Genomic DNA, 19,361 nt, shown 5'->3' with positions numbered 1-19,361 from the left:
GAACCGCGTCGGACTCGCCAGGAACGCTTCAAGCGATGGATCGGGTGACTCCGCCGTCCACGCGCAGCGACGCACCCGTGGTGGCCGAGGCTTGTTCCGAGGCTAGGTAGATCACCAGATTGGCCACTTCGTCGACGGTCGCTAAGCGTTTGATCAGCGAAGTGGGGCGGTGTTCGGCAATGAAGTTCCGCTCCATCTCGTCCAAGGAGACGCCTTGCTCGGCAGCCATCTTGGCGAAGAACTCACCGACGCCTTCCGAGCGGGTCGGCCCCGGCAATACGGCGTTCACCGTCACACCAGTGCCTGCCAGGGTTTCCGCCAGGCCGCGGGAAACCGCGAGTTGGGCGGTCTTGGTCACGCCGTAGTGGACCATTTCCGGCGGAATCTGCAGCCCCGATTCGCTGGACAGGAACAGTACCCGTCCCCAGCCCCGGTCGCGCATACCTTGTGCATAGTGACGCGACAGCCGAACTCCGCTCATCACGTTGACATCGAAGAAGCGCAACCAGTCCGCGTCCGGAATATCGAAGAAGGGCTTGGGCTCGAAGATGCCCAGGTTGTTGACCAGGATATCCGTCTCGGGGATCTGGGCAACGAAGGCCTCGATACCCTCTGCACTGCCCAGGTCGGCGGCGACACCACTGAGCCGGGCCTGCGGAATGGCCTCGTGCAGGCTGGTCAGGGCTTCGTCCACCCGGGCCTGGGTACGGCCATTGATGACGACCTCCGCACCGGCACGGGCCAAGCCCTTGGCGATTGCAAGGCCGATGCCGGCCGTCGACCCGCTGACTACGGCGCGTCTGTTGGAAAGATCGATGTTCATGAGAGGGGCTCCTGTTCGGACGGAAACGTCGTGTCGATTGACTGTGCAGGATGCGCCGCGTTCGCCGCATCCGGTTCAGGCCCATCTTGCGGGTTTTCCGGCGGCGGAATAACGCCCCAGGCCGGACAAGCTGTTTTTCCGGGAAATCAAGAATGCGCTGCCACGGTGAGGCGGACTGGGCGTTCCTCCGCCCGAGGCTTAGGGCTAAGATGTGACGCCCTGAAGCATTCCGGTCACGCGGTGCCATGGTGGTGCCCTGACCCAACCGACATCGGTGCACGGTCGTGATCGTGCCGATGCCGATCCCCCGATTTTTCCTCACAGGAGCTTTGCCATGCACTACATCACTCCCGACCTGTGCGACGCCTACCCGGAGCTTGTCCAGGTGGTCGAGCCGATGTTCAGTAATTTCGGTGGTCGCGATTCCTTCGGTGGCGAAATCGTCACCATCAAGTGCTTCGAGGACAATTCACTGGTCAAGGATCAGGTCGAGCTGGACGGCAAGGGCAAGGTGCTGGTCGTCGATGGCGGCGGCTCGCTGCGTCGGGCGCTGCTCGGCGACATGCTGGCGGAAAAGGCGGCACGCAATGGCTGGGAAGGCATCGTGGTCTATGGCTGCATCCGTGATGTCGATGTGATCGCTCAGACCGATCTCGGTGTACAGGCCCTGGCCAGCCACCCGATGAAAACCGACAAGCGTGGGATCGGCGACCTCAACGTGCCGGTGACCTTCGGCGGCGTGACGTTCCGTCCGGGCGAATATGTGTATGCCGACAACAACGGCGTCATCGTGTCACCGAAGGCGTTGCAGATGCCCGAGTGATGGACCGCTCTCGCGAAGAGGGTGGTCGATATCCAGGTAGCCGGCCGGTCCGGTCGGCTGTCCAGCGCAAGGAATCCGCATGACTGACAACGATGCCGACGAGCGCGGTCTGGTCTTTGGTTTTGTATTGAACGGTCGTGGCGGCGGGCGACAGGTATCGCGCAACGATTTGGCGATCCTCGATCTGGCCCCGGGCGAGTCGCTCTGGCTGCATTGGGATCGTGGTCATCCAGAGGCCCAGGCCTGGCTGCGCGAATCGGCCGCCTTGAATCCGTTCGACTGCGACCTGTTGCTGGCCGAAGCGACCCGGCCGCGCTTGCTCCCTTCGTCAGGGGATGGACTGCTGCTGTTCTTGCGCGGGGTGAATCTCAACCCCGGCGCCGAGCCGGAGGATATGGTCTCGCTGCGCGTTTATAGCGACGCCCAGCGGGTGATCAGCCTGCGCCTACGGCCGACCAAGGCTGTCAGCCAAGTGCGCGAGGAACTGGAGCGCGGGCAGGGGCCAAAGACTTCCTCCGAGATCGTCCTGAGCCTGGCGGACTACCTGACCGACAAGGTCGATGATCTGAGTGTGTTCCTGTCCGAGCAGCTCGACGAGCTGGAAGAGGCGGTGGAGCAAGATGAACGGGCATTGCCGGATCGCTATCTACTGCAAACCCTGCGTCGTCGCGCGGCGGGGCTGAAGCGCTACCTGGCGCCGCAGCGGGAAATCTTTGCGCAGATGGCGCGACATAAGTTGAGCTGGTTCGTCGACGACGACACCGTGTACTGGAACGAGCTTCACAACAGCCTGACCCGCAACCTGGAAGAGCTGGAAATGATCCGCGAGCGAATCTCGTTGCTGGAGTCGCTGGAGCAGCGACGCCTGAGCGAGCGCACCAATCGGATCATGTACATGCTCACCATCATCACCGGATTCTTTTTGCCGCTGAGCTTTTTCACTGGCTTGATGGGGATGAACGTGGGCGGTATGCCGGGGGCGGATAACGCTTTCGGGTTCGCCTTGGCCTGCCTGTTCTCGGCTGCCATCGCGGCCAGTCAGTGGCTGATATTTCGCTGGTTGCGCTGGCTCTGAGTCCGCGTCAGGTGGGGGCGAAGGTCAGATAGAAGCGCCCGTGGGCGTTGTCCCGGACCTGATGCAACAGCTCCAGGCCCTTGTTCAGGAAGGGAGCGGCGAGTTCTTCGGGACGAAACGCGCGCTGGCGAAAGTGAACGGGTCTGTTTCGCTCGATACCGTCCGGTGCGATGAAGTCGAGGGTCACATCGAAAACGCCAGGTTGTCCTGGAGCCCGTTCCAGACTGGCCCGTCGTAACCAGTCCCTGCCGTCGAGGCGTAGCCAGCGGTCTCCCTGGAAATAGTCCTTGAGAAAGATACTGTCGCAGTCATAGGCATCCAGCATCAGGCGTGCGTGGGGATGCCGGCGCAAGGCGGCGGCGAGGCTTTTCGCTGCCGCTTCGAGGTCATGCTCGGTCAGCAGGTAGGCGGTGACGCAGCCGGGTGCGACGATGCTGTCGAAACGCTGGCTGAAAGGTAGCCGGCGGATATCCGCTTCGACGGCCAGGCAGGGGCCCAGCCGGTCGAGGCCGATTCGCAGCATGGTCGGGCTGAGGTCGGCGATCACCCATTCGGCATGTGCGGCCGGCTTTGCCAGACCGTAGTAGCTGCCCAGCCAGAGCACCTGCCGGGCGTCCGCCAGAGCGTCCTCCAGTGGCTGCGGGTCGATCCAGCGCTGGGAGAAGGCGTCGTAATACTCGGCCAGCAGGCGGTCAGCGCAAGACATTCCGATGGTGGCCTTCCTCGAGGATGCTTTTCAGCACGCTGGCGGCCTTGTGGCGCAACTCCGGCAGGGCGGCCTGCGAATAGAAGGCGACATGGGGGGAAAGGATCACGTTGTCGACTTCATTGAACAGCGCGGGAATCGGTTGCCGTTCGTCCTCGTAGACATCCAGCGCCAATCCGCGCAGCCGGCGGTGCGCCAAGGCCTGGAGTAAGGCGGAGCTGTCGATGATGGGGCCGCGTGCGGTGTTGACCAGGTACTTGCCCTCCAGCAACTGCAGCTCGCGATGGCTGATCAGATGGTGAGTCCGTTCGGTGAGCGGCGCATGAATGCTGATCAGGTCCGAGGTTTCCAGCAGTTCGTGCAAGGACTCGCAACGGCGTACACCGAGGGATTTCTCGGCGCCGCTGTCACGCTCCGGATCGTAGAAGGCAACGTCACAGCCGAACGCTTTGAAGCGGAGGGCTGCGGCCATGCCGATCCGGCCGAAACCGATAAGCCCGACACGCAGCATGCTCAGCCGTGGCAGCTCGCCCACTTCACGCCAGTCCCAACTGCCGTTGCTGACCACGCGATGCCCCTGGCGCAGGTGACGGAGCAGGCCGAGTGCCATGGCCAGGGTATGGTCGGCGACTTCCTCGGTGCCGTAATCCGGCACGTTGGCCACTGCGATACCGCGCCGGTGGGCGGCGGCGAGATCGATGTTGTCATAGCCCACCGCCGCGCGGACGATGGCCCGGCAGTTGTCCAGGCGATCGATCAGCGCGGCGTCGACGGGAACCAGGTGCCAACTGATCAAGCCGTCGCACTCGGCGAGCTCGTCGGGCAGTTGGTCGGAGCCGGATACCTGGAACAGCCGGACCGGCGTATCGCCGAAGCAGGCCTGTTCGATATCCGGTTGGCTGACGTAGCAGTTGCGGGTGGAGTCGATGATGCCGATTTTCATGGTGTTATCCGATCATCCAGCGAATGGCGGCGCAGCCGAGCGTGCCGGCGGCTACGCCGAACAGGGTGTTCTTGGTGTACCAGACGATGCCGACGGTCAGCACGGCCGCGCCCCAGATGGAAGCGTCCCCGTTCATCAGTTTGGGGCTGATGAGGGCGGCCAGGATCGCCGGGGGCAGGTTTTTCATGAAGCGCTCGGTGAAGCCGCCGACTTCGATGCGGTCGTTGGCCAGGGCGAGCCCGCCGATGCGTGTCAGGTATGTGGCCAGGGCCATGCCGAGAATGGCGGCGAGTTCCAGTGGGCTCATCGTCCGGCCTCCGCGACAGGTTGCCGAGCTGCCGGAAGGGCAGCGACCACGGCGCTGGCCACCACAGCGGCGATCACCACGCCGGCCGCTCCGAGGCCGGGCAGCTGCGAGATGAGGAAAGACAGCAGCCCCGCCGTCAGCCAGGTGAGGAAGTCCAATTGGCGCTGCCAGAGCAGGACCATCAGCGACAGGAACATGGCCACGAAGGTGAAGTCGAGGCCATAGATCCGCGGTTCGGGAATATTCGATCCGACTTGCGTCCCGATGAAGGTGCCACCCACCCAACCCACATAGATCACCAGCCCGGCGGTGACGAAGTAGCGCAGCGAGGGCGCGGCCTTGCGGAAGCGGTGCTCGGCCAGCGCCCAGGTTTCGTCGATCAGCAGCAGGGCGAAGGAGGCGGCCACGCGGCCTTTCGGGAGTTTTTGAAAGGAGCGTTGCAGGGAGGCGCTCATCAGCAGATGGCGCAGATTGATCAGCAGGGTGGTCAGGACAATGGACAGCCAGGGCAGATTGGGATGCCGCCATTGTTCTACCGCGACGAACTGTGAGGCGCCGGCGAACACCAGGGCGCTCATCAGTGTAGCGGCGAGCGGCGTGATCCCCGATTTACTGGCCAGCACACCGAACACCAGGCCGAAGAAGAAACCGCTCACCATGATGGGGGCGGCGTCGACGACCGCGTCCCGCAGGCGCAATTGCTCTTTCATGGCGACGTCTCCTGCAGGATGGACAGGAAGGGCTCGTCCAGCGCCGCGGCACACAGGGTGATCCGCACCAGCCGGTCGAGAGCGGGATGGCGTGGTCGGTGGACCGAGATGCGCTGTTCCAGCAGGTATTCGACCAGGCTCTGGGCGAGCTGTGCGGAAGGCAGCAGGAGGCTGACGAAGTTGGTGCCCGAGGGCAGCACCCGGAAACCCAGGTTGGACAGATGGGCTGTCAGCGCGTCCCGGATGAAACTGGCTTCGGTGAGGGTGGCGAGGGTTCGCGGGTCGTCCAGAGCCACCTGGGCGGCGTATTGCGCCAGACCGCCGACGGCGTAATGGATACGAACTTTGTGCAGTTGTTCGAGGATATCCGGGGCGGCGAGGGCGTAGCCCACCCGGAGTCCGGCGAGGGCATAGGCTTTCGACAGCGAGCGGAGCCTCACGCAGCCCGGCAGCGTGCCGCCGAAGGCCGGCTGCAAGGCTTCGCAGAAGTCGATATAGGCTTCGTCCAGCACCAGGGTGCAGGTCTCGGGCAGGCGCGTAACGAACTCGGCGATGTCGCCAATCCCCTGCCAGCTCCCAGTGGGGTTGTCCGGGTTGGCGATGTAGACGACTTTCGCTTCGTTGCGCACAACGGCATCCAGCAAGGCTTGGAGATCGACCTGCAGGGCGTGGCCATCGTCATGGTAGGCGACTTCCTCGATGACACAGCCCGCGGCGCGGGCGAAATAGCCGAAGCTCGGGTAGGTCCCGGCGCTGCAGACGACCTTGTCGCCGGGATCGCAGAAGGCTCGAAGGCAGAGGGAGATCAGCGCATCGGCACCGCCATCGACGACGATCTCGTCGAGATCGACGTGGTTCATCACGGCCAGCGTTTCGCGCAAGGCGTGGCATTCTGGATCGCCATAGAGGCGCGCCAGCTCACAGAATTGCATGCCGAAACGATCCTGAAGCGCCTGCATCGGCGCATCCAGGCATTCGTTCGAGCCGAGACGGGTGGTTATGGAGATTCCCGTCCTGCGCTCCAGGGCGGGAATGCCGGGGAAGGGGTTCGGGTTGTCCTGTTCGATGAGGTGTGCGGCAAAACGGCTGCGCATGTAGGTTCCTTGTTACGGCTCATTCCGGGAATACGCAGGCCTGGCCTTGCCAGTTGCGGAAGTACAGGTACTCGCCGTCCGGGTGATGTTCCAGCCGCGGGCGGTCTTTCAGCAGGTCGAGCGGCACGGTGTATTTGCCGGTCTTGTGCGGCAGCACGTATTCGGGCACGGCGATGTTGGACAGGCGGCGCTTCATCCGTCCGACGATGGCCAGGGCGTCGCTGATGCTGGCGCGGAACGCCTGGCTGCCCGGCGAGAACGGCATGAAGTGGTACAGGTAGTGAGGTTGTATGCCATGGCGGTAGAGCGTCAGGCAGAGTGTCGCCAGTGTCTCGTAGCGGTCGTTGATCCCGCCCAGGAAAGGCATGTTGGCGAACAGGATCGGGCAGGCGGAGCGCAGCTTCCGCGCGGCGGCGAGGAAGTCGGGCGTGATTTCGTTGGGGTGTCCGACATGCAGGCCGACGGCGGTGACCTGGTGCCGTGCGAGGATTTGCACCAGCTCGTCGGTGACCCGGTACGGGTTGAACGACAGGGCGCGGGTGTGCAGGCGGATGATCAGGTTCGAGCGGATGGCACGCAGATCGCTAAGGAAGCCGTCGAGATGCTTGTCGCTGTGCATCAGTGGCTCGCCGCCACTGAGGATGACCTCATCCAATTCCGGGTGCGAGCGGACGTAATCCAGCGTCGCGGACCATTCGTCCTTGCGCAGCGAACTCTTCTGTGTCTGTTTCTCCAGTGTGCGCAGGGCTTCGTAGCAGAACTGGCAGTAGGCGTGGCAGACGTTGGCGAGGCGCAGGATGACGCGGTTGTCGTACTTGTGCTGGCAGATTGGCGTGACCATCTCGCCGGGCAGTTCCCAGTTCTCCGATTCACCGTCGTAGGAGAGTGTCTGCGGACCTCTTTCCTCATCCCAGACCGGCACGACCTGGCGCCAGATGGGGTCGTTGGCCTTCGGCAGGCCCTGCTCGTCCCGTTCGATCAGATGCATCGTGTAGGGGGTGATGGCCAGTTTGCGGTCGTTCAGGTTGCAACGGATGCGCTCCAGCAGAGCGCCATCCTTCAGGCCGGGGAAATAGTCCAGCAGATCGTCGATACTGGTGACCGCATTGCGCTGCTGCCATTTCCAGTCCGACCATCCCTCGTTGATGCTGGGGATCAGCTTCGAGGTGTCGCTGACCAAGGCGCTGGGGTGTATCAGTTCCGGCAAAGCTTCGCTCACGGTTCTCTCCTTGCAGTGGGAGCGGCATTTGCGGGGCAGCTTCTGCTGAAACGGCACGGCTGCGGAGAAACAGTGGACGTCCCGTCTGCATAACTGTTAGAAAAAACGCTCTAACAGTGCGGTATCGCAAAAGGGATGTTCATGGAGTTGCACCTTGATCGACAGGGAGCGGTGCCCTTGACGGCTCAGATCGTGAGCCGGATAGAACAGCTCATCGATGCGGGAAAGCTGCGGCCGGGGCAGCGCCTGCCCTCGATACGCAAACTCGCGGCCCATCACGGCATCAGCTATCACACGGCGGTCACCGCCTACGAACAGCTGGTGGCTAGTGGCCGTATCAGTGCCCAACAGGGCCGTGGATTCTTCATCGACAGCCACGCGCAACCGCGTCAGCCGGGTATGTCGAGTGTCGCATCGGAGTCGGAGAACAGTCCGCTGGGCAGCTTCTGGCGGCTGTTCCATGGCTCGCCGGAACTGATGAAGCTCGGCTGCGGCTGGCTGCCTCCGGCCTGGCGCGACACCCAGGCCCTGGCCCGAGTGATACGGCGTACGGCGAACTTCTCGAAAAGTGCCCTGGTGGAATACGGCGATCCGCTCGGTTATCTGCCGCTGCGCCAGCAACTGTGCCTGCACCTGCAACGGAAGCTGTCGCTGATTCTGGAGCCGCAGCAGGTGTTGACCACCTTGGGCGCGACCCATGCGCTGGACCTGCTGATCCGTTTGCTCGTCGCGCCCGGCGATCACGTATTGGTGGATGACCCTTGCAACAGCAATCTGGTGCAACTGTTGAAGTTGCGTGGTGCGCAGGTCATCGGTATTCCCAGGCGGATAGACGGGCCGGACCTGGCCTTCTTTGCCGAGACCCTGGCGAAGTGGCCGGTCAAGGCCTTCTTCATCAACTCGATGCTGCACAACCCGACCGGTTCTTCGATCAGCGCCAGCAATGCCTTCCAGTTATTGCGGCTGGCCCATCTGCATGACCTGACTATCGTCGAAGACGATGTGTATGCCGACTTCGGCAATGGCCACTCCAACCGCCTGGCCATGCTGGATGGTCTGGAACGGGTGATCTATGTCGGCAGTTTTTCCAAAACGCTATCGGCTTCGTTGCGGGTCGGTTATGTAGTGGGGCCGGCTCGACTGATCGCCAGGCTGGCCGACCTGAAACTGCTGACCATGGTGGCGGTGCCGGGCTTCTGCGAACGCTTCGTCAGCATCATCCTGGGCGACGGCACTTACCAGCGGCATCTGGTCAGCGTGCAGCACAAACTGCGCACCCACCAGGCGATGGCCCTGGAAGCCTTCCGGCAGTGGGGCTGGGAGGCGTTCTGCGAGCCGCAGGGCGGCATGTTCGTCTGGGTACGCCATCCGCAGGTGACGAATCCCGAGGCGTTCGTTCAGGAGGGCGTGGAGAAGGGCATCGTCCTGGTGCCGGGATCGGCCTTCAGTGCCGATGGGCAACCGTCGCCCTGGTTCAGGATCAATGTCGCGCACTTCGATGCAACAGGTGCTTCCGTGCTGTTCAAGCGTTAATATCCGCGTCCTTTTTTGCGCCGCGCCGGGCGCTGGATGTGACCCGGGCGAAGGTTCCCTCGTCTAGCCGACACATCCCGCGAGGTGCGTATGCACGATCCGTTTGAAGAATCCCTGCGTGATCTGCTCAAGTCGTCGCCGTCCGTCCATGACGATGACGCCTGCCTGGATCGCGTACTCAAGACCGCCAACCGCCAGGTCGGCGTCGGCGATCTGTTCAGCCTGATGGGCCATTGCCTCGAGGCGTTGATGATTGCCCTGAACAACGGTTCGGCACATGTCGCACCGGTATCCCGCCACTCTTCCGAACGCTCCGCTGACAAGGCCGATTGAACATGGAACTCGATCTCTGGACCCAAAGCCTGGTGACTGCGATGACGGCACTCTGGACCAAGGTTGCCAACTTCATTCCCAACCTGTTCGTCGCGCTGATTCTGGTGCTGCTGGGCTTCGTCGTGGCCAAGCTGCTGGATACGCTGCTGTCCAAGGTGCTGGCCAAGGTTGGCCTGGATCGGCTGATGGCCGGCACGGGGTTGACCAAGCTGCTCGGCCGGGCAGGCATCCAGGTGCCGGTCTCGACGCTGATCGGCAAGATTGTCTACTGGTTCGTCCTGCTGATCTTCCTCGTTTCCGCCGCCGAATCGCTGGGGTTGCAGCGGGTTTCCGCGACCCTCGATGTGTTTGCCCTGTACCTGCCGAAAGTCTTCGGGGCTGCCCTGGTGCTGCTCGCCGGCGTATTGCTGGCGCAGTTGGCCAACGGTCTGGTACGCAGCGCCGCAGAGGGCGTGGGTCTGGATTATGCCAACGGGCTGGGGCGTATCGCCCAGGGGCTGGTGATCATCATCAGCCTCTCCGTGGCGATCGGTCAGTTGGAGGTCAAGACCGACCTGCTCAACAACGTCATCGCCATCGTACTGATTTCCATCGGCTTGGCCGTCGCGTTGGCGATGGGGTTGGGTAGCCGGGAAATTGCCGGGCAGATCATCGCCGGCATTTATGTGCGTGAACTCTACGAAGTCGGCCAACAGGTCAAGGTGGGCGAGTTGGAAGGGCAGATCGAAGAGATCGGCACCGTCAAGACCATCCTGCTGACGGATGAGGGCGAACTGGTTTCTGTGGCCAATCGCAGCCTCCTCGAGCAACGGGTGAGCAGCCGCTGACGCGCTATTCCTGCTAATGTATGCCGCCATCTGAGCCCGGGGGATCACCGGGCATGGCGGCTATTGACCTGACTTCGGCCCGACTCGTTTTGAACAAAACCCATTCGCTCTCCACGCGTTACGACCCCCGCGAGCTCACCGATGAAGAGCTGGTGCAGCGTGCGCACGTCGAGCTGTTCCACATCACCCGGGCTTATGAGGAGCTGATGCGCCGTTATCAGCGTACCTTGTTCAACGTATGTGCCCGTTATTTGGGGAACGAGCGCGACGCCGACGATGTCTGTCAGGAAGTGATGCTTAAAGTTCTTTATGGACTGAAGAACTTCGAAGGCAAGTCCAAGTTCAAAACGTGGCTATATAGCATCACTTATAACGAGTGCATCACACAGTACCGTAAAGAGCGGAGAAAACGCCGCTTGATGGATGCCTTGAGTCTCGATCCGCTGGAAGAAGCCTCCGATGAAAAGGCACCGAAGGTAGAGGAGCGGGGCGGACTGGATCGCTGGCTGGTGCATGTCAATCCAATCGATCGGGAAATTCTGGTGCTTCGTTTTGTCGCAGAACTCGAATTCCAGGAAATCGCAGACATCATGCATATGGGATTGAGTGCAACAAAAATGCGATACAAGCGAGCTTTGGATCGATTGCGCGAGAAATTTTCCGGGACAATTGAAACTTAGTTGGGATTTACCTCTCTTATGCTCGGGCGAGGTCTGGTAAAATCGCTGACCAAGTTGTCCCGATTGTTCGACAACTGAATTACCACCATGATGGGGATTTACGGATGAAACTGAAAAACACCTTAGGCGTTGTCATTGGCTCTCTGGTTGCCGCATCTTCGATGGGCGCGCTGGCCCAAGGCCAAGGCGCGGTCGAGGTGGAGGCTTTCGGCAAGCGCTATTTCACTGATAGCTCTCGCGATATCGAAAACGGCAATCTGTATGGCGGCTCCATCGGTTATTTCCTGACCGACGACGTCTCCCTGGCTCTGTCGTATGGCGAATACCACGACATGACCTCCAATGACTCCTTCCCGCCGGATGGCCACAAGGACATCAAAGGTAACCTGGCTTCCCTGGACGCCGTTTACCACTTCGGTCAGCCGGGCGTTGGCCTGCGTCCGTACGTGTCCGCCGGCTTCGCGCACCAGAACATCAGCAACATTCCGCCGCGCACCGGTCGTGACCACAGCACCTTCGCCAACGTCGGCACCGGCCTGAAGTACTACTTCACCGAAAACTTCTTCGCCAAGGCGAGCCTGGACGGCATGTACAACCTGGACGCCCAGGAAGCCGAGTGGATGGCTGGCGTGGGTGTTGGCATGAACTTCGGCGGCAGCTCCTCCAAGCCAGCAGCTGAGCCGGCTCCGGAGCCGGTGGCTGAAGTCTGCGCCGACAGCGACAACGACGGCGTTTGCGACAACGTCGACAAGTGCCCGGATACCCCGGCCAACGTCACCGTCGACGCCAATGGCTGCCCGGCCGTTGCCGAAGTGGTTCGCGTCGAGCTGGACGTGAAGTTCGACTTCGACAAGTCCGTGGTCAAGGAAGAAAGCTATGGCGACATCAAGAACCTGGCTGACTTCATGAAGCAGTACCCGCAGACCACCACCACCGTTGAAGGCCACACCGACTCCGTCGGCACCGACGCCTACAACCAGGGTCTGTCCGAGCGCCGCGCCAATGCCGTGCGTGACGTGCTGGTCAACCAGTACGGCGTGGAAGGCAGCCGCGTGAACGCTGTCGGCTACGGCGAGTCCCGCCCGGTTGCCGACAACGCTACCGATTCCGGCCGTGCCGTGAACCGTCGCGTGGAAGCAGAAGTGGAAGCCGAAGCCAAGTAATTCGGCTCGCGCTTCAGAAAAACCCGGCCCAGGCCGGGTTTTTCTTTGCCTGGAAAAAACCGAACGGCGCCCGAAAGACACGTCATGAAGGCGTGCACGTGTAGGTGCCAGCTCTGCTGGCGAGGCTCACTCCGATCCTGTAGTGACGAATTTAATCGCCCAGTTCATCGCGCCGGGCAAAATGAATTCGCCTGAGCAAGCAATAAAAAAGCCCGGCCATATGGCCGGGCAACGAACAGCTCCGCAGGAGCGAAGCGGTCAGGCACTCTGCGCCAGGGGGAGCGCTTGCTTGGTCGCGGCGACTTCGCCGATGACCAGAATGGCCGGACTCTTCAATTGGAAGGCCGCAGCACTTTCCTGCATGTCTTCCAAGGTGCTACGGCACTCGCGCTGCTGGGGCAGGGAGGCGTTTTCGATCATGGCGACGGGCATATGGGCCGGCATGCCGGCTTCGAGCAGGCATTCCCGGATCTCGCCAAGCTTGGCCACGCCCATGTAGATCACCAGGGTGGTGCCGCTCTGGGCCAGGGCTTTCCAGTTGAGGCTGCTGTCGTCCTGGGTGTGTGCGGTGACCAATGTCACGCCACGGCTGATGCCGCGCAGCGTCAAAGGGATACCGCAGGTGGTCGCGCCGGCCAGCCCGGCTGTGATTCCGTTGACGATTTCGACTTGGATTCCCCGTTCGGCCAGCCACTCGGCTTCTTCGCCGCCACGACCGAAAATGCAGGGGTCACCGCCTTTAAGGCGAACCACGCACTTGCCCTGGCGGGCGTAGCGCAGCATCAGCCGGTGAATGAAGGCTTGTGGGGTGGAGCGGCAGCCGCCGCGCTTGCCAACCGGAATGATCCGGGCCTCCGGGCTGGAATATTCCAGTACCGCCGGATTGACCAGGTCGTCGATGAGCACCACATCGGCCTCGCCGAGGGCCCGCACCGCCTTGAGGGTCAGGAGTTCCGGGTCGCCAGGACCCGCGCCGACCAGCCAGACTTTACCGCTCATCTTTATCTCCTCTGTGCCGGACGAATGTTGCGCCGGCGTGCATTGGCGAATGGATTCGCCTTACAGTCATGCACTTGCCAACTGCGGCTGTTGAGCCAGCCGCCGCTTGATTTCCGGGACGCAGGAGCCGCACTGGGTTCCGCAACCCAGCTCCTGTTTCAGCCCGCCGAGGTCCAGGCCACGGTTGATGCCGGCACAAACCGCGTCTTCGCTGACGTTCATGCAGTTGCACAGGACCTTGCCGGCTTTTTTCGCAGCGGCCGCGCCGGGCGGTGTGCTGATCGGAGCCAGTAGCCAGCGGCGCAGGTCGGCGTCGGCCTGGCCATCCAGCCAGAGACTCTTTAGCCAGTCGCGGGCGGCGGTTTCGCCGGCGAGCCGCAGCGAGACGATGCGGCCATCCTCGATGCGTACGCGCTTGCCGACTGCGCGACGCGGGTCGTCATAGGCCAGTACAGGACCCTGATCGAGGCCGAGTAGATGGTCGATTCGGGCAAGCAGCTCGCCAGAGGGGGCTTCGCGGCAGGCGGCCCGGATCAACAGGGCGGGGCGTTCGCGCCCGGCAAGGCCGAGGCTGGCATAGGCAAAGCCCTCGAAGAGCGGGCGCAGCGCCTCGAAGCGCGCTTGCACATCCCCTTCCACCAGGGCGAACAGTTGCCAGGGAAGCTCGACCTTTTCCACCTCGATGCCGGCATGCTTGAGCTCCGGCTGCTTGGACAACGGGTCGAACGCCGGCAGGGTCAGTACGTTGCTGCCCAGCCCCTTGAGGAATCGGTCGCCCCAGTGCATCGGTAGAAAGGCCTGGCCCGGACGCACGTTCTCGTCCTTCTGGACCGGCAGTACCAGACTGCCGCGGCGGCTGCGGACACGGACCAACTGCCCGTCGCGCAGGTGCCGCCGGCGCAGTTCCTCGGGATGCAGGCCGAGCACGGCTTCCTCGACATGGCCGAACAGCCGGGCGGCTGTGCCGGTACGGCTCATGCCGTGCCATTGGTCACGCAGGCGGCCGGTGTTGAGGGTCAGCGGGAAGCGAGCCTCGCGCGTTTCCTTCGGTGGTCGGTAGGCGTCGGCGACGAAACGGGCGCGGCCGTTCTCGGTCGGGAACACACCGTTACCGTAGAGGCGCGGCGTACCGCTGTGAGCGCCGGCCGGGAACGGCCATTGCTGGGGACCTTGGTCGTCCAGGATTGCGTAGCTGATACCGGAGAGGTCCAGGTCGCGCTGGGCGGTAAGCTGTTTGTATTCCTCGAACAGCGCTTGCGGGCTATCGAAGGCAAAGAGGCTGGGCAGGCCGGGGCGGAGATACTGTTCCAGGCGGCGGGCGAAATCGCAGGTGATCGCCCAGTCCGGCCGCGCCTCTGCGGGCGCTGGCACGGCACGGCGCACATGGGAAATGCGCCGTTCGGAGTTGGTGACCGAACCTTCCTTCTCGCCCCAGCTGGCAGCGGGCAGCAGCAGGTCGGCGTAGCGGCAGGTTTCGGTGGTGAAAAAGGCTTCCTGCACCACGACAAAGGGGCAGGTGGCCAGGGCTTCGTGAATCTTCTGCTGGTCCGGCAGCGATTGCGCCGGGTTGGTACAGGCGATCCACAGGGCTTTGATCTTGCCGGCACGAACCGCTTCGAAGAGTTCGATGGCGGTCAGCCCCGGCGCGTCGGGCAGTGCATCGATACCCCAGTAGCCCGCCACTTCGGCCCGATGTTGGGGGTTGGCGGCATCGCGATGCCCAGGCAGCAGGTTGGACAGGCTGCCGGTTTCACGACCGCCCATGGCGTTCGGCTGGCCGGTGAGGGAGAACGGGCCGGCGCCGGGGCGGCCGATCTGTCCGGTCGCCAGGTGCAGGTTGATCAGGGCGCTGTTCTTCGCACTGCCGGCGCTGGATTGGTTGAGACCCATGCACCAGAGCGAGAGGAAGCTCGGCGCGCTGCCGATCATCCGGGCGCAGGTTTGCAGGTCGTCCAGTGAAATGCCGCACAGCTCGGCAACCATCGCCGGACTGTAGTCGCGTACCAGGCTTTTCAATTCGTCGAAGCCCTGGGTGTGGGCGTCGATGAAACGACGGTCGATCCAGCCTTCCCACATCAGGATGTGCAGGATGCCGTGGAACAGGGCGACATCGGTCCCCGGCTGGATCGCCAGGTGCAGGTCGGCCAGATCGCAGGTGTCGGTGCGACGGGGGTCGACCACGATGATCTTCATGTCCGGCCGCCTGGCCTTGGCTTCCTCGAGGCGACGGAACAGCACCGGGTGGGCGTAGGCCATGTTACTGCCGGCGATCAGCAGGCAGTCGCTCTGCTCGATGTCTTCGTAGCTGCAGGGCGGGGCATCGGCACCCAGGCTGCGCTTGTAGCCGACCACGGCGGAGGACATGCAGAGGCGCGAATTGCTGTCGATGTTGTTGGTCCCGACCAGGGCCCGGGCCAGTTTGTTGAAGGCATAGTAATCCTCGGTCAGCAATTGCCCGGAGATGTAGAACGCAACGCTGTCCGGGCCGTGTTCGCTGATGGTTTCGGCAAACACATGGGCGGCATGGCCCAGGGCGCTGTCCCAGTCGGTGCGCGAGCGGGCCAGGCCCTTGCCCAGGCGCAGCTCAGGGTAAAGCCCGCGTGCCGCCAGATCACCGGTCAGGTGCAAGGTGGAGCCTTTGCTGCACAGCTTGCCGAAGTTGGCCGGGTGGGCCGGGTCTCCGGTCACACCCAGCACTCGGGTGTCGTCATGTTCGATCAGCACGCCGCAGCCGACCCCGCAATAGCAGCAGGTGGAAGCGGTCACTTGGGTTGCGGCATTCAGAGGCATGGCAGGGCTCCCGCAATACGACGCTGAACGCGGCATGGCCCGGGGCGGGCGGTTGCCGCTATGGCATTCAGGCACACAGGGAGGCTTCCTCGAGTGAGAGCAGGACGCGGCCGTTTTCCACCTTCACCGAATACTTGTGGGTGCATCCGACGTCCGGCGCCAGGGCCTCGCCGGATTCCAGATCGATCTGCCAGTTGTGCAGCGGGCAGGCGACGCGCTTGCCGTAGATCAGTCCCTGGGACAGCGGGCCACCCTTGTGTGGGCAGCGGTCGTCGAGGGCGAAGACTTCGTCGTTGGAGGTGCGGAAGATGGCGATGTCGCCTTTCGGGCCCACGACGATGCGCGAGCCGAGCACGTTGATTTCGTCCAGGGCGCAGATGTCCAGCCAGTTCATGCTTCCACCTCCAGTTCGCGCACGGCGATGCGGTCGAATTCTTTCTTCAGTTGCGGCTTGGAGACCTGTTCTTTCCACGGGTCCTGCTCGAAGCTCAGGGAGAACAGCAGGCGCTGGTGCAGCGCCTTGCGCCGCTCCTCGTCGTCCAGCACGGCTTTCTTGATGTGTTCCAGGCCGACGCGCTGCATGTAGTGCACGGTGCGCTCCAGGTAGAACGCTTCTTCACGGTAGAGCTGGAGGAAGGCCAGACTGTATTCCATGACTTCCTCGGCGCTCTTCACCTTGACGAAGAACTCGCCGGCCTCGGTCTTGATGCCGCCATTGCCACCGATGTAGATCTCCCAGCCGGAGTCCACGCCGATGATGCCGACGTCCTTGATGCCGGATTCGGCGCAGTTGCGCGGGCAGCCGGAGACCGCCAGCTTGACCTTGTGCGGCGACCACATGCCGAACAGGGCGTGCTCCAGATCAATACCCATCTGTGTGGAGTTCTGGGTGCCGAAGCGGCAGAACTCGCTGCCGACGCAGGTCTTCACGGTGCGGATGGACTTGCCGTAGGCGTGGCCGGAGGGCATGTCGAGGTCTTTCCAGACATTCGGCAGGTCTTCCTTCTTCACGCCCAGCAGGTCGATGCGCTGACCACCGGTCACCTTGACCATGGGAATCTCGTACTTGTCGGCCACGTCGGCGATGCGGCGCAGTTCGGACGGGCTGGTGACGCCGCCCCACATCCGCGGAACCACCGAGTAGGTTCCATCTTTCTGGATGTTGGCGTGGGCGCGCTCGTTGATCAGGCGCGATTGCGGATCGTCCTTGGCCTCGCCCGGCCAGGTCGAGATCAAGTAGTAGTTCAGTGCCGGACGGCAGGTGGCGCAGCCGTTCGGCGTGTTCCAGTCCATGAAGGCCATGGCGTCCGGGATGCTGGTGAGGTGATGTTCGCGGATCGCCTTGCGCACCTGGCCGTGGTTGAGGTCGGTGCAGCCGCACACGGCTTTCTCGCTCTTCGGCTTCACATCCGCGGCGCCGCCGACGGTGTTGATCAGAATCTGTTCGACCAGACCCGCGCAGGAGCCGCAGGAGCTGGCGGCCTTGGTGTGCTTCTTCACCTCGTCGACGGAGAACAGGCCGTGTTCCTGGATCGCCTTGACGATGGTGCCCTTGCACACGCCGTTGCAGCCGCAGACTTCCATGTCGTCGGGCATCGACATGGCTTTGTTTTGGCCCTGGTGGCCGGTGTCGCCGAGGGCGTTTTCGCCGAACATCAGGTGATCGCGGATCTCGCTGACGTTGTGGTCTTCGCGGATCTGGCGGAAGTACCAGCCACCGTCCGCGGTGTCGCCGTAGAGGCAGGCGCCGACCAGGATGTCGTCTTTGATCACCAGCTTCTTGTAGACCCCGCCGATGGGGTCGGAGAGGGTGATGGTCTCGGTGCCTTCGCTGCCCATGAAGTCGCCGGCGGAGAATAGGTCGATACCGGTGACCTTCAGTTTGGTGGACGTCACGGAGCCCTGGTAACGGGCAAAGCCGAGCATGGCCAGGTGGTTGGCGCAGACCTTGGCCTGTTCGAACAGTGGCGCGACCAGGCCGTAAGCGATGCCACGGTGATTGGCGCATTCGCCGACGGCATAGACACGCGGGTCGTAGGTTTGCAGGGTGTCGTTGACCAGGATGCCGCGGTTGCAGGGAATGCCGGCCTTTTCCGCCAGTTCGCTGTTCGGGCGGATACCGGCGGCCATCACCACCAGATCGGCCGGGATCACTTCGCCGTCGGCGAAGCGCACGGCCTTGACCCGGCCTTCGTCGTTGCCGATCAGTTCGGCGGTCTGCTTCGGCAGGAGGAATTTCAGGCCGCGATTCTCCAAGGCCGTCTGCAACAGCTTGCCAGCCGTGGGGTCGAGCTGGCGCTCCATCAGCCAGTCGCCGATATGCACGACGGTCACGTCCATGCCGCGCAGCTTGAGGCCGTTGGCCGCTTCCAGGCCGAGCAGGCCGCCACCGATGACCACCGCATGCCGATGGGTCTCGGCGGTAGTCATCATCATCTGGGTGTCGGCGATGTCGCGATAGCCGATCACGCCCTGCAGCGTGTTGCCCGGGATCGGCAGGATGAACGGGTTGGAACCGGTGGCGATGAGCAGGCGGTCGTACTCGGCCTCGGTGCCGTCTTCGGCGATGACCCGGCGCTTGACCCGGTCGATCTCCACCACCTTGCGGTTGAGCATCAGACGGATGTTGTTCTCCGCGTACCAGTTGAGGTCGTTGAGCACGATCTCTTCGAAGGTCTGTTCGCCCGCCAGGACCGGGGAAAGCAGGATGCGGTTGTAGTTCGGATGGGGCTCGGCACCGAATACGGTGATGTCGTACAGATCGGGGGTGAGTTTGAGCAGCTCCTCCAGGGTGCGCACGCCGGCCATACCATTGCCGATCATCACGAGTTTGAGTTTTTCCATCGGGTGTCTCCGCGAACCGAGCCTGCCGCGCAGGGTGTTCATGAAATTTCGAGGCAACAAAAAAAGGCGTCCCGCTAGTACTAGCGAGGACGCCTTTGTCCGTTCCCGTCATAAGCCTTGGGCTGCCGGGGGAGCGCCGCCGTTCACCATTGAAGGTCGCGCTCGATGTACCGGTCTCTAAGCAGGGGGCGTGCCAGAATGGCGAAAGCCCCGGGTGATGGGGGGATGCGGTCTGTCGGCAGGCGTGTGCGACGCGTCGAGTGCACCATGCTGTAGCGCGGTGCACGCTTGCTGTGCGTACTCGGGAGCGCCAATAGCGTGCTCAAGGTCTGCCGCGCGTTGTAATCGTCTGAGTGACCGACCTGTTCCCATAGGGCAGCGAGGCCTTGCAGGGCTCTGGCACGCTAGACTTCGAACAGCTCCTGACATTTTTGCGAGGCTTTTTTCACACAATATTGACGACGGCTTGCAGAGACTTGCGGCACCTTTTCC

General features: G+C 62.9%; 18 protein-coding genes. 7 read left to right on the top strand and 11 right to left on the bottom strand.

The features are described 5' to 3' along the window. Nucleotides 1-28: 28 nt before the first annotated feature. Nucleotides 29-823, bottom strand: coding sequence for an SDR family NAD(P)-dependent oxidoreductase (locus PIN01S_RS03380; protein WP_084333719.1), 795 nt, complete (start codon nt 821-823; stop codon nt 29-31). Between the two features lie 334 nt (nt 824-1,157). Between PIN01S_RS03380 and rraA the strand changes: the two genes are divergently transcribed. Further along, nucleotides 1,158-1,646: a ribonuclease E activity regulator RraA gene (gene rraA, locus PIN01S_RS03375; RefSeq protein WP_084333718.1), complete on the top strand. Its 489-nt coding sequence runs from the start codon at nt 1,158-1,160 to the stop codon at nt 1,644-1,646. Nucleotides 1,647-1,725: 79 nt separating this feature from the next. Beyond that, a complete protein-coding gene (gene cmaX, locus PIN01S_RS03370; RefSeq protein ID WP_084333717.1) occupies nt 1,726-2,721 on the top strand; it encodes a divalent cation transporter CmaX in 996 nt (331 codons plus the stop codon). A 7-nt stretch (nt 2,722-2,728) separates the two neighbouring features. Here cmaX and PIN01S_RS03365 read toward each other — a convergent pair whose 3' ends face one another. Genes PIN01S_RS03365 through PIN01S_RS03340 form a run of 6 tightly spaced genes read right to left on the bottom strand, consistent with a single transcriptional unit; the run spans nt 2,729 to nt 7,700 of the window. After that, nucleotides 2,729-3,427 (bottom strand): class I SAM-dependent methyltransferase, encoded by a 699-nt coding sequence (locus PIN01S_RS03365; RefSeq protein WP_084333716.1) that lies wholly within the window; start codon nt 3,425-3,427, stop codon nt 2,729-2,731. Continuing rightward, the gene (locus tag PIN01S_RS03360) at nt 3,414-4,370 is read right to left on the bottom strand and encodes a C-terminal binding protein (RefSeq protein ID WP_084333715.1); all 957 of its coding nucleotides are present in this window, start codon (nt 4,368-4,370) and stop codon (nt 3,414-3,416) included. Before PIN01S_RS03360 ends, PIN01S_RS03365 begins: the two co-directional genes overlap by 14 nt. Nucleotides 4,371-4,374: 4 nt before the next feature. Continuing rightward, nucleotides 4,375-4,677, bottom strand: a complete 303-nt coding sequence (locus PIN01S_RS03355; protein ID WP_084333714.1) for an AzlD family protein — start codon at nt 4,675-4,677, stop codon at nt 4,375-4,377. Then, nucleotides 4,674-5,387: an AzlC family ABC transporter permease gene (locus tag PIN01S_RS03350; RefSeq protein WP_084333713.1), complete on the bottom strand. Its 714-nt coding sequence runs from the start codon at nt 5,385-5,387 to the stop codon at nt 4,674-4,676. Before PIN01S_RS03350 ends, PIN01S_RS03355 begins: the two co-directional genes overlap by 4 nt. After that, nucleotides 5,384-6,481 (bottom strand): pyridoxal phosphate-dependent aminotransferase, encoded by a 1,098-nt coding sequence (locus tag PIN01S_RS03345; RefSeq protein WP_084333712.1) that lies wholly within the window; start codon nt 6,479-6,481, stop codon nt 5,384-5,386. Before PIN01S_RS03345 ends, PIN01S_RS03350 begins: the two co-directional genes overlap by 4 nt. 19 nt (nt 6,482-6,500) lie before the next feature. After that, the gene (locus PIN01S_RS03340; protein WP_090257132.1) at nt 6,501-7,700 is read right to left on the bottom strand and encodes a KamA family radical SAM protein; all 1,200 of its coding nucleotides are present in this window, start codon (nt 7,698-7,700) and stop codon (nt 6,501-6,503) included. Nucleotides 7,701-7,841: 141 nt separating this feature from the next. On the opposite strand from PIN01S_RS03340, the gene PIN01S_RS03335 reads away from it, so the two are divergent. The 5 genes from PIN01S_RS03335 to PIN01S_RS03315 all read left to right on the top strand — a co-directional run bounded on the left by PIN01S_RS03335 (nt 7,842) and on the right by PIN01S_RS03315 (nt 12,236). Further along, a complete protein-coding gene (locus PIN01S_RS03335) occupies nt 7,842-9,233 on the top strand; it encodes an aminotransferase-like domain-containing protein (protein WP_084333969.1) in 1,392 nt (463 codons plus the stop codon). Between the two features lie 84 nt (nt 9,234-9,317). Then, nucleotides 9,318-9,566, top strand: coding sequence for a CrfX protein (locus PIN01S_RS03330; protein WP_423814511.1), 249 nt, complete (start codon nt 9,318-9,320; stop codon nt 9,564-9,566). Nucleotides 9,567-9,568: 2 nt separating this feature from the next. Then, entirely contained in the window at nt 9,569-10,393 is an 825-nt protein-coding gene (locus PIN01S_RS03325) for a mechanosensitive ion channel family protein (protein WP_084333710.1), read from the top strand. A gap of 89 nt (nt 10,394-10,482) precedes the next feature. After that, on the top strand, nt 10,483-11,073 hold the full coding sequence (gene sigX / locus PIN01S_RS03320) for an RNA polymerase sigma factor SigX (RefSeq protein ID WP_084333968.1): 591 nt from the start codon (nt 10,483-10,485) through the stop codon (nt 11,071-11,073). Between the two features lie 104 nt (nt 11,074-11,177). Beyond that, nucleotides 11,178-12,236 carry an OmpA family protein gene (locus PIN01S_RS03315; protein ID WP_084333709.1) on the top strand — a complete coding sequence of 353 codons (1,059 nt, stop codon included), beginning with the start codon at nt 11,178-11,180 and terminating at the stop codon, nt 12,234-12,236. A gap of 258 nt (nt 12,237-12,494) precedes the next feature. Here PIN01S_RS03315 and cobA read toward each other — a convergent pair whose 3' ends face one another. The 4 genes from cobA to nirB all read right to left on the bottom strand — a co-directional run bounded on the left by cobA (nt 12,495) and on the right by nirB (nt 18,869). Next, nucleotides 12,495-13,235 (bottom strand): uroporphyrinogen-III C-methyltransferase, encoded by a 741-nt coding sequence (cobA, locus tag PIN01S_RS03310; protein ID WP_084333708.1) that lies wholly within the window; start codon nt 13,233-13,235, stop codon nt 12,495-12,497. A 66-nt stretch (nt 13,236-13,301) separates the two neighbouring features. Then, nucleotides 13,302-16,025: a nitrate reductase gene (locus PIN01S_RS03305; RefSeq protein ID WP_084333707.1), complete on the bottom strand. Its 2,724-nt coding sequence runs from the start codon at nt 16,023-16,025 to the stop codon at nt 13,302-13,304. Nucleotides 16,026-16,092: 67 nt separating this feature from the next. Continuing rightward, nucleotides 16,093-16,419 (bottom strand): nitrite reductase small subunit NirD, encoded by a 327-nt coding sequence (gene nirD / locus PIN01S_RS03300; RefSeq protein ID WP_084333706.1) that lies wholly within the window; start codon nt 16,417-16,419, stop codon nt 16,093-16,095. Next, nucleotides 16,416-18,869 carry a nitrite reductase large subunit NirB gene (nirB, locus tag PIN01S_RS03295; protein WP_084333705.1) on the bottom strand — a complete coding sequence of 818 codons (2,454 nt, stop codon included), beginning with the start codon at nt 18,867-18,869 and terminating at the stop codon, nt 16,416-16,418. The genes nirD and nirB overlap by 4 nt, the downstream gene beginning before the upstream one ends. Between the last annotated feature and the right edge of the window lie 492 nt (nt 18,870-19,361).

The sequence above is a fragment of the Pseudomonas indica NBRC 103045 genome, from assembly GCF_002091635.1.
Lineage (GTDB): Bacteria > Pseudomonadota > Gammaproteobacteria > Pseudomonadales > Pseudomonadaceae > Pseudomonas_M > Pseudomonas_M indica.
The sequence above is the reverse complement of the archived record's forward strand: the minus strand, read 5'-3'. Positions and strand labels throughout refer to the sequence as shown.

Bases quoted from the DNA above. Each gene is read 5' to 3' on its own strand.
- PIN01S_RS03380 (WP_084333719.1), bottom strand. From the start codon at position 823: ATGAACATCGATCTTTCCAACAGACGCGCCGTAGTCAGCGGGTCGACG.
- rraA (WP_084333718.1), top strand. From the start codon at position 1,158: ATGCACTACATCACTCCCGACCTGTGCGACGCCTACCCGGAGCTTGTC.
- cmaX (WP_084333717.1), top strand. From the start codon at position 1,726: ATGACTGACAACGATGCCGACGAGCGCGGTCTGGTCTTTGGTTTTGTA.
- PIN01S_RS03365 (WP_084333716.1), bottom strand. From the start codon at position 3,427: ATGTCTTGCGCTGACCGCCTGCTGGCCGAGTATTACGACGCCTTCTCC.
- PIN01S_RS03360 (WP_084333715.1), bottom strand. From the start codon at position 4,370: ATGAAAATCGGCATCATCGACTCCACCCGCAACTGCTACGTCAGCCAA.
- PIN01S_RS03355 (WP_084333714.1), bottom strand. From the start codon at position 4,677: ATGAGCCCACTGGAACTCGCCGCCATTCTCGGCATGGCCCTGGCCACA.
- PIN01S_RS03350 (WP_084333713.1), bottom strand. From the start codon at position 5,387: ATGAAAGAGCAATTGCGCCTGCGGGACGCGGTCGTCGACGCCGCCCCC.
- PIN01S_RS03345 (WP_084333712.1), bottom strand. From the start codon at position 6,481: ATGCGCAGCCGTTTTGCCGCACACCTCATCGAACAGGACAACCCGAAC.
- PIN01S_RS03335 (WP_084333969.1), top strand. From the start codon at position 7,842: ATGGAGTTGCACCTTGATCGACAGGGAGCGGTGCCCTTGACGGCTCAG.
- PIN01S_RS03325 (WP_084333710.1), top strand. From the start codon at position 9,569: ATGGAACTCGATCTCTGGACCCAAAGCCTGGTGACTGCGATGACGGCA.
- PIN01S_RS03315 (WP_084333709.1), top strand. From the start codon at position 11,178: ATGAAACTGAAAAACACCTTAGGCGTTGTCATTGGCTCTCTGGTTGCC.
- cobA (WP_084333708.1), bottom strand. From the start codon at position 13,235: ATGAGCGGTAAAGTCTGGCTGGTCGGCGCGGGTCCTGGCGACCCGGAA.
- PIN01S_RS03305 (WP_084333707.1), bottom strand. From the start codon at position 16,025: ATGCCTCTGAATGCCGCAACCCAAGTGACCGCTTCCACCTGCTGCTAT.
- nirD (WP_084333706.1), bottom strand. From the start codon at position 16,419: ATGAACTGGCTGGACATCTGCGCCCTGGACGAAATCAACGTGCTCGGC.
- nirB (WP_084333705.1), bottom strand. From the start codon at position 18,869: ATGGAAAAACTCAAACTCGTGATGATCGGCAATGGTATGGCCGGCGTG.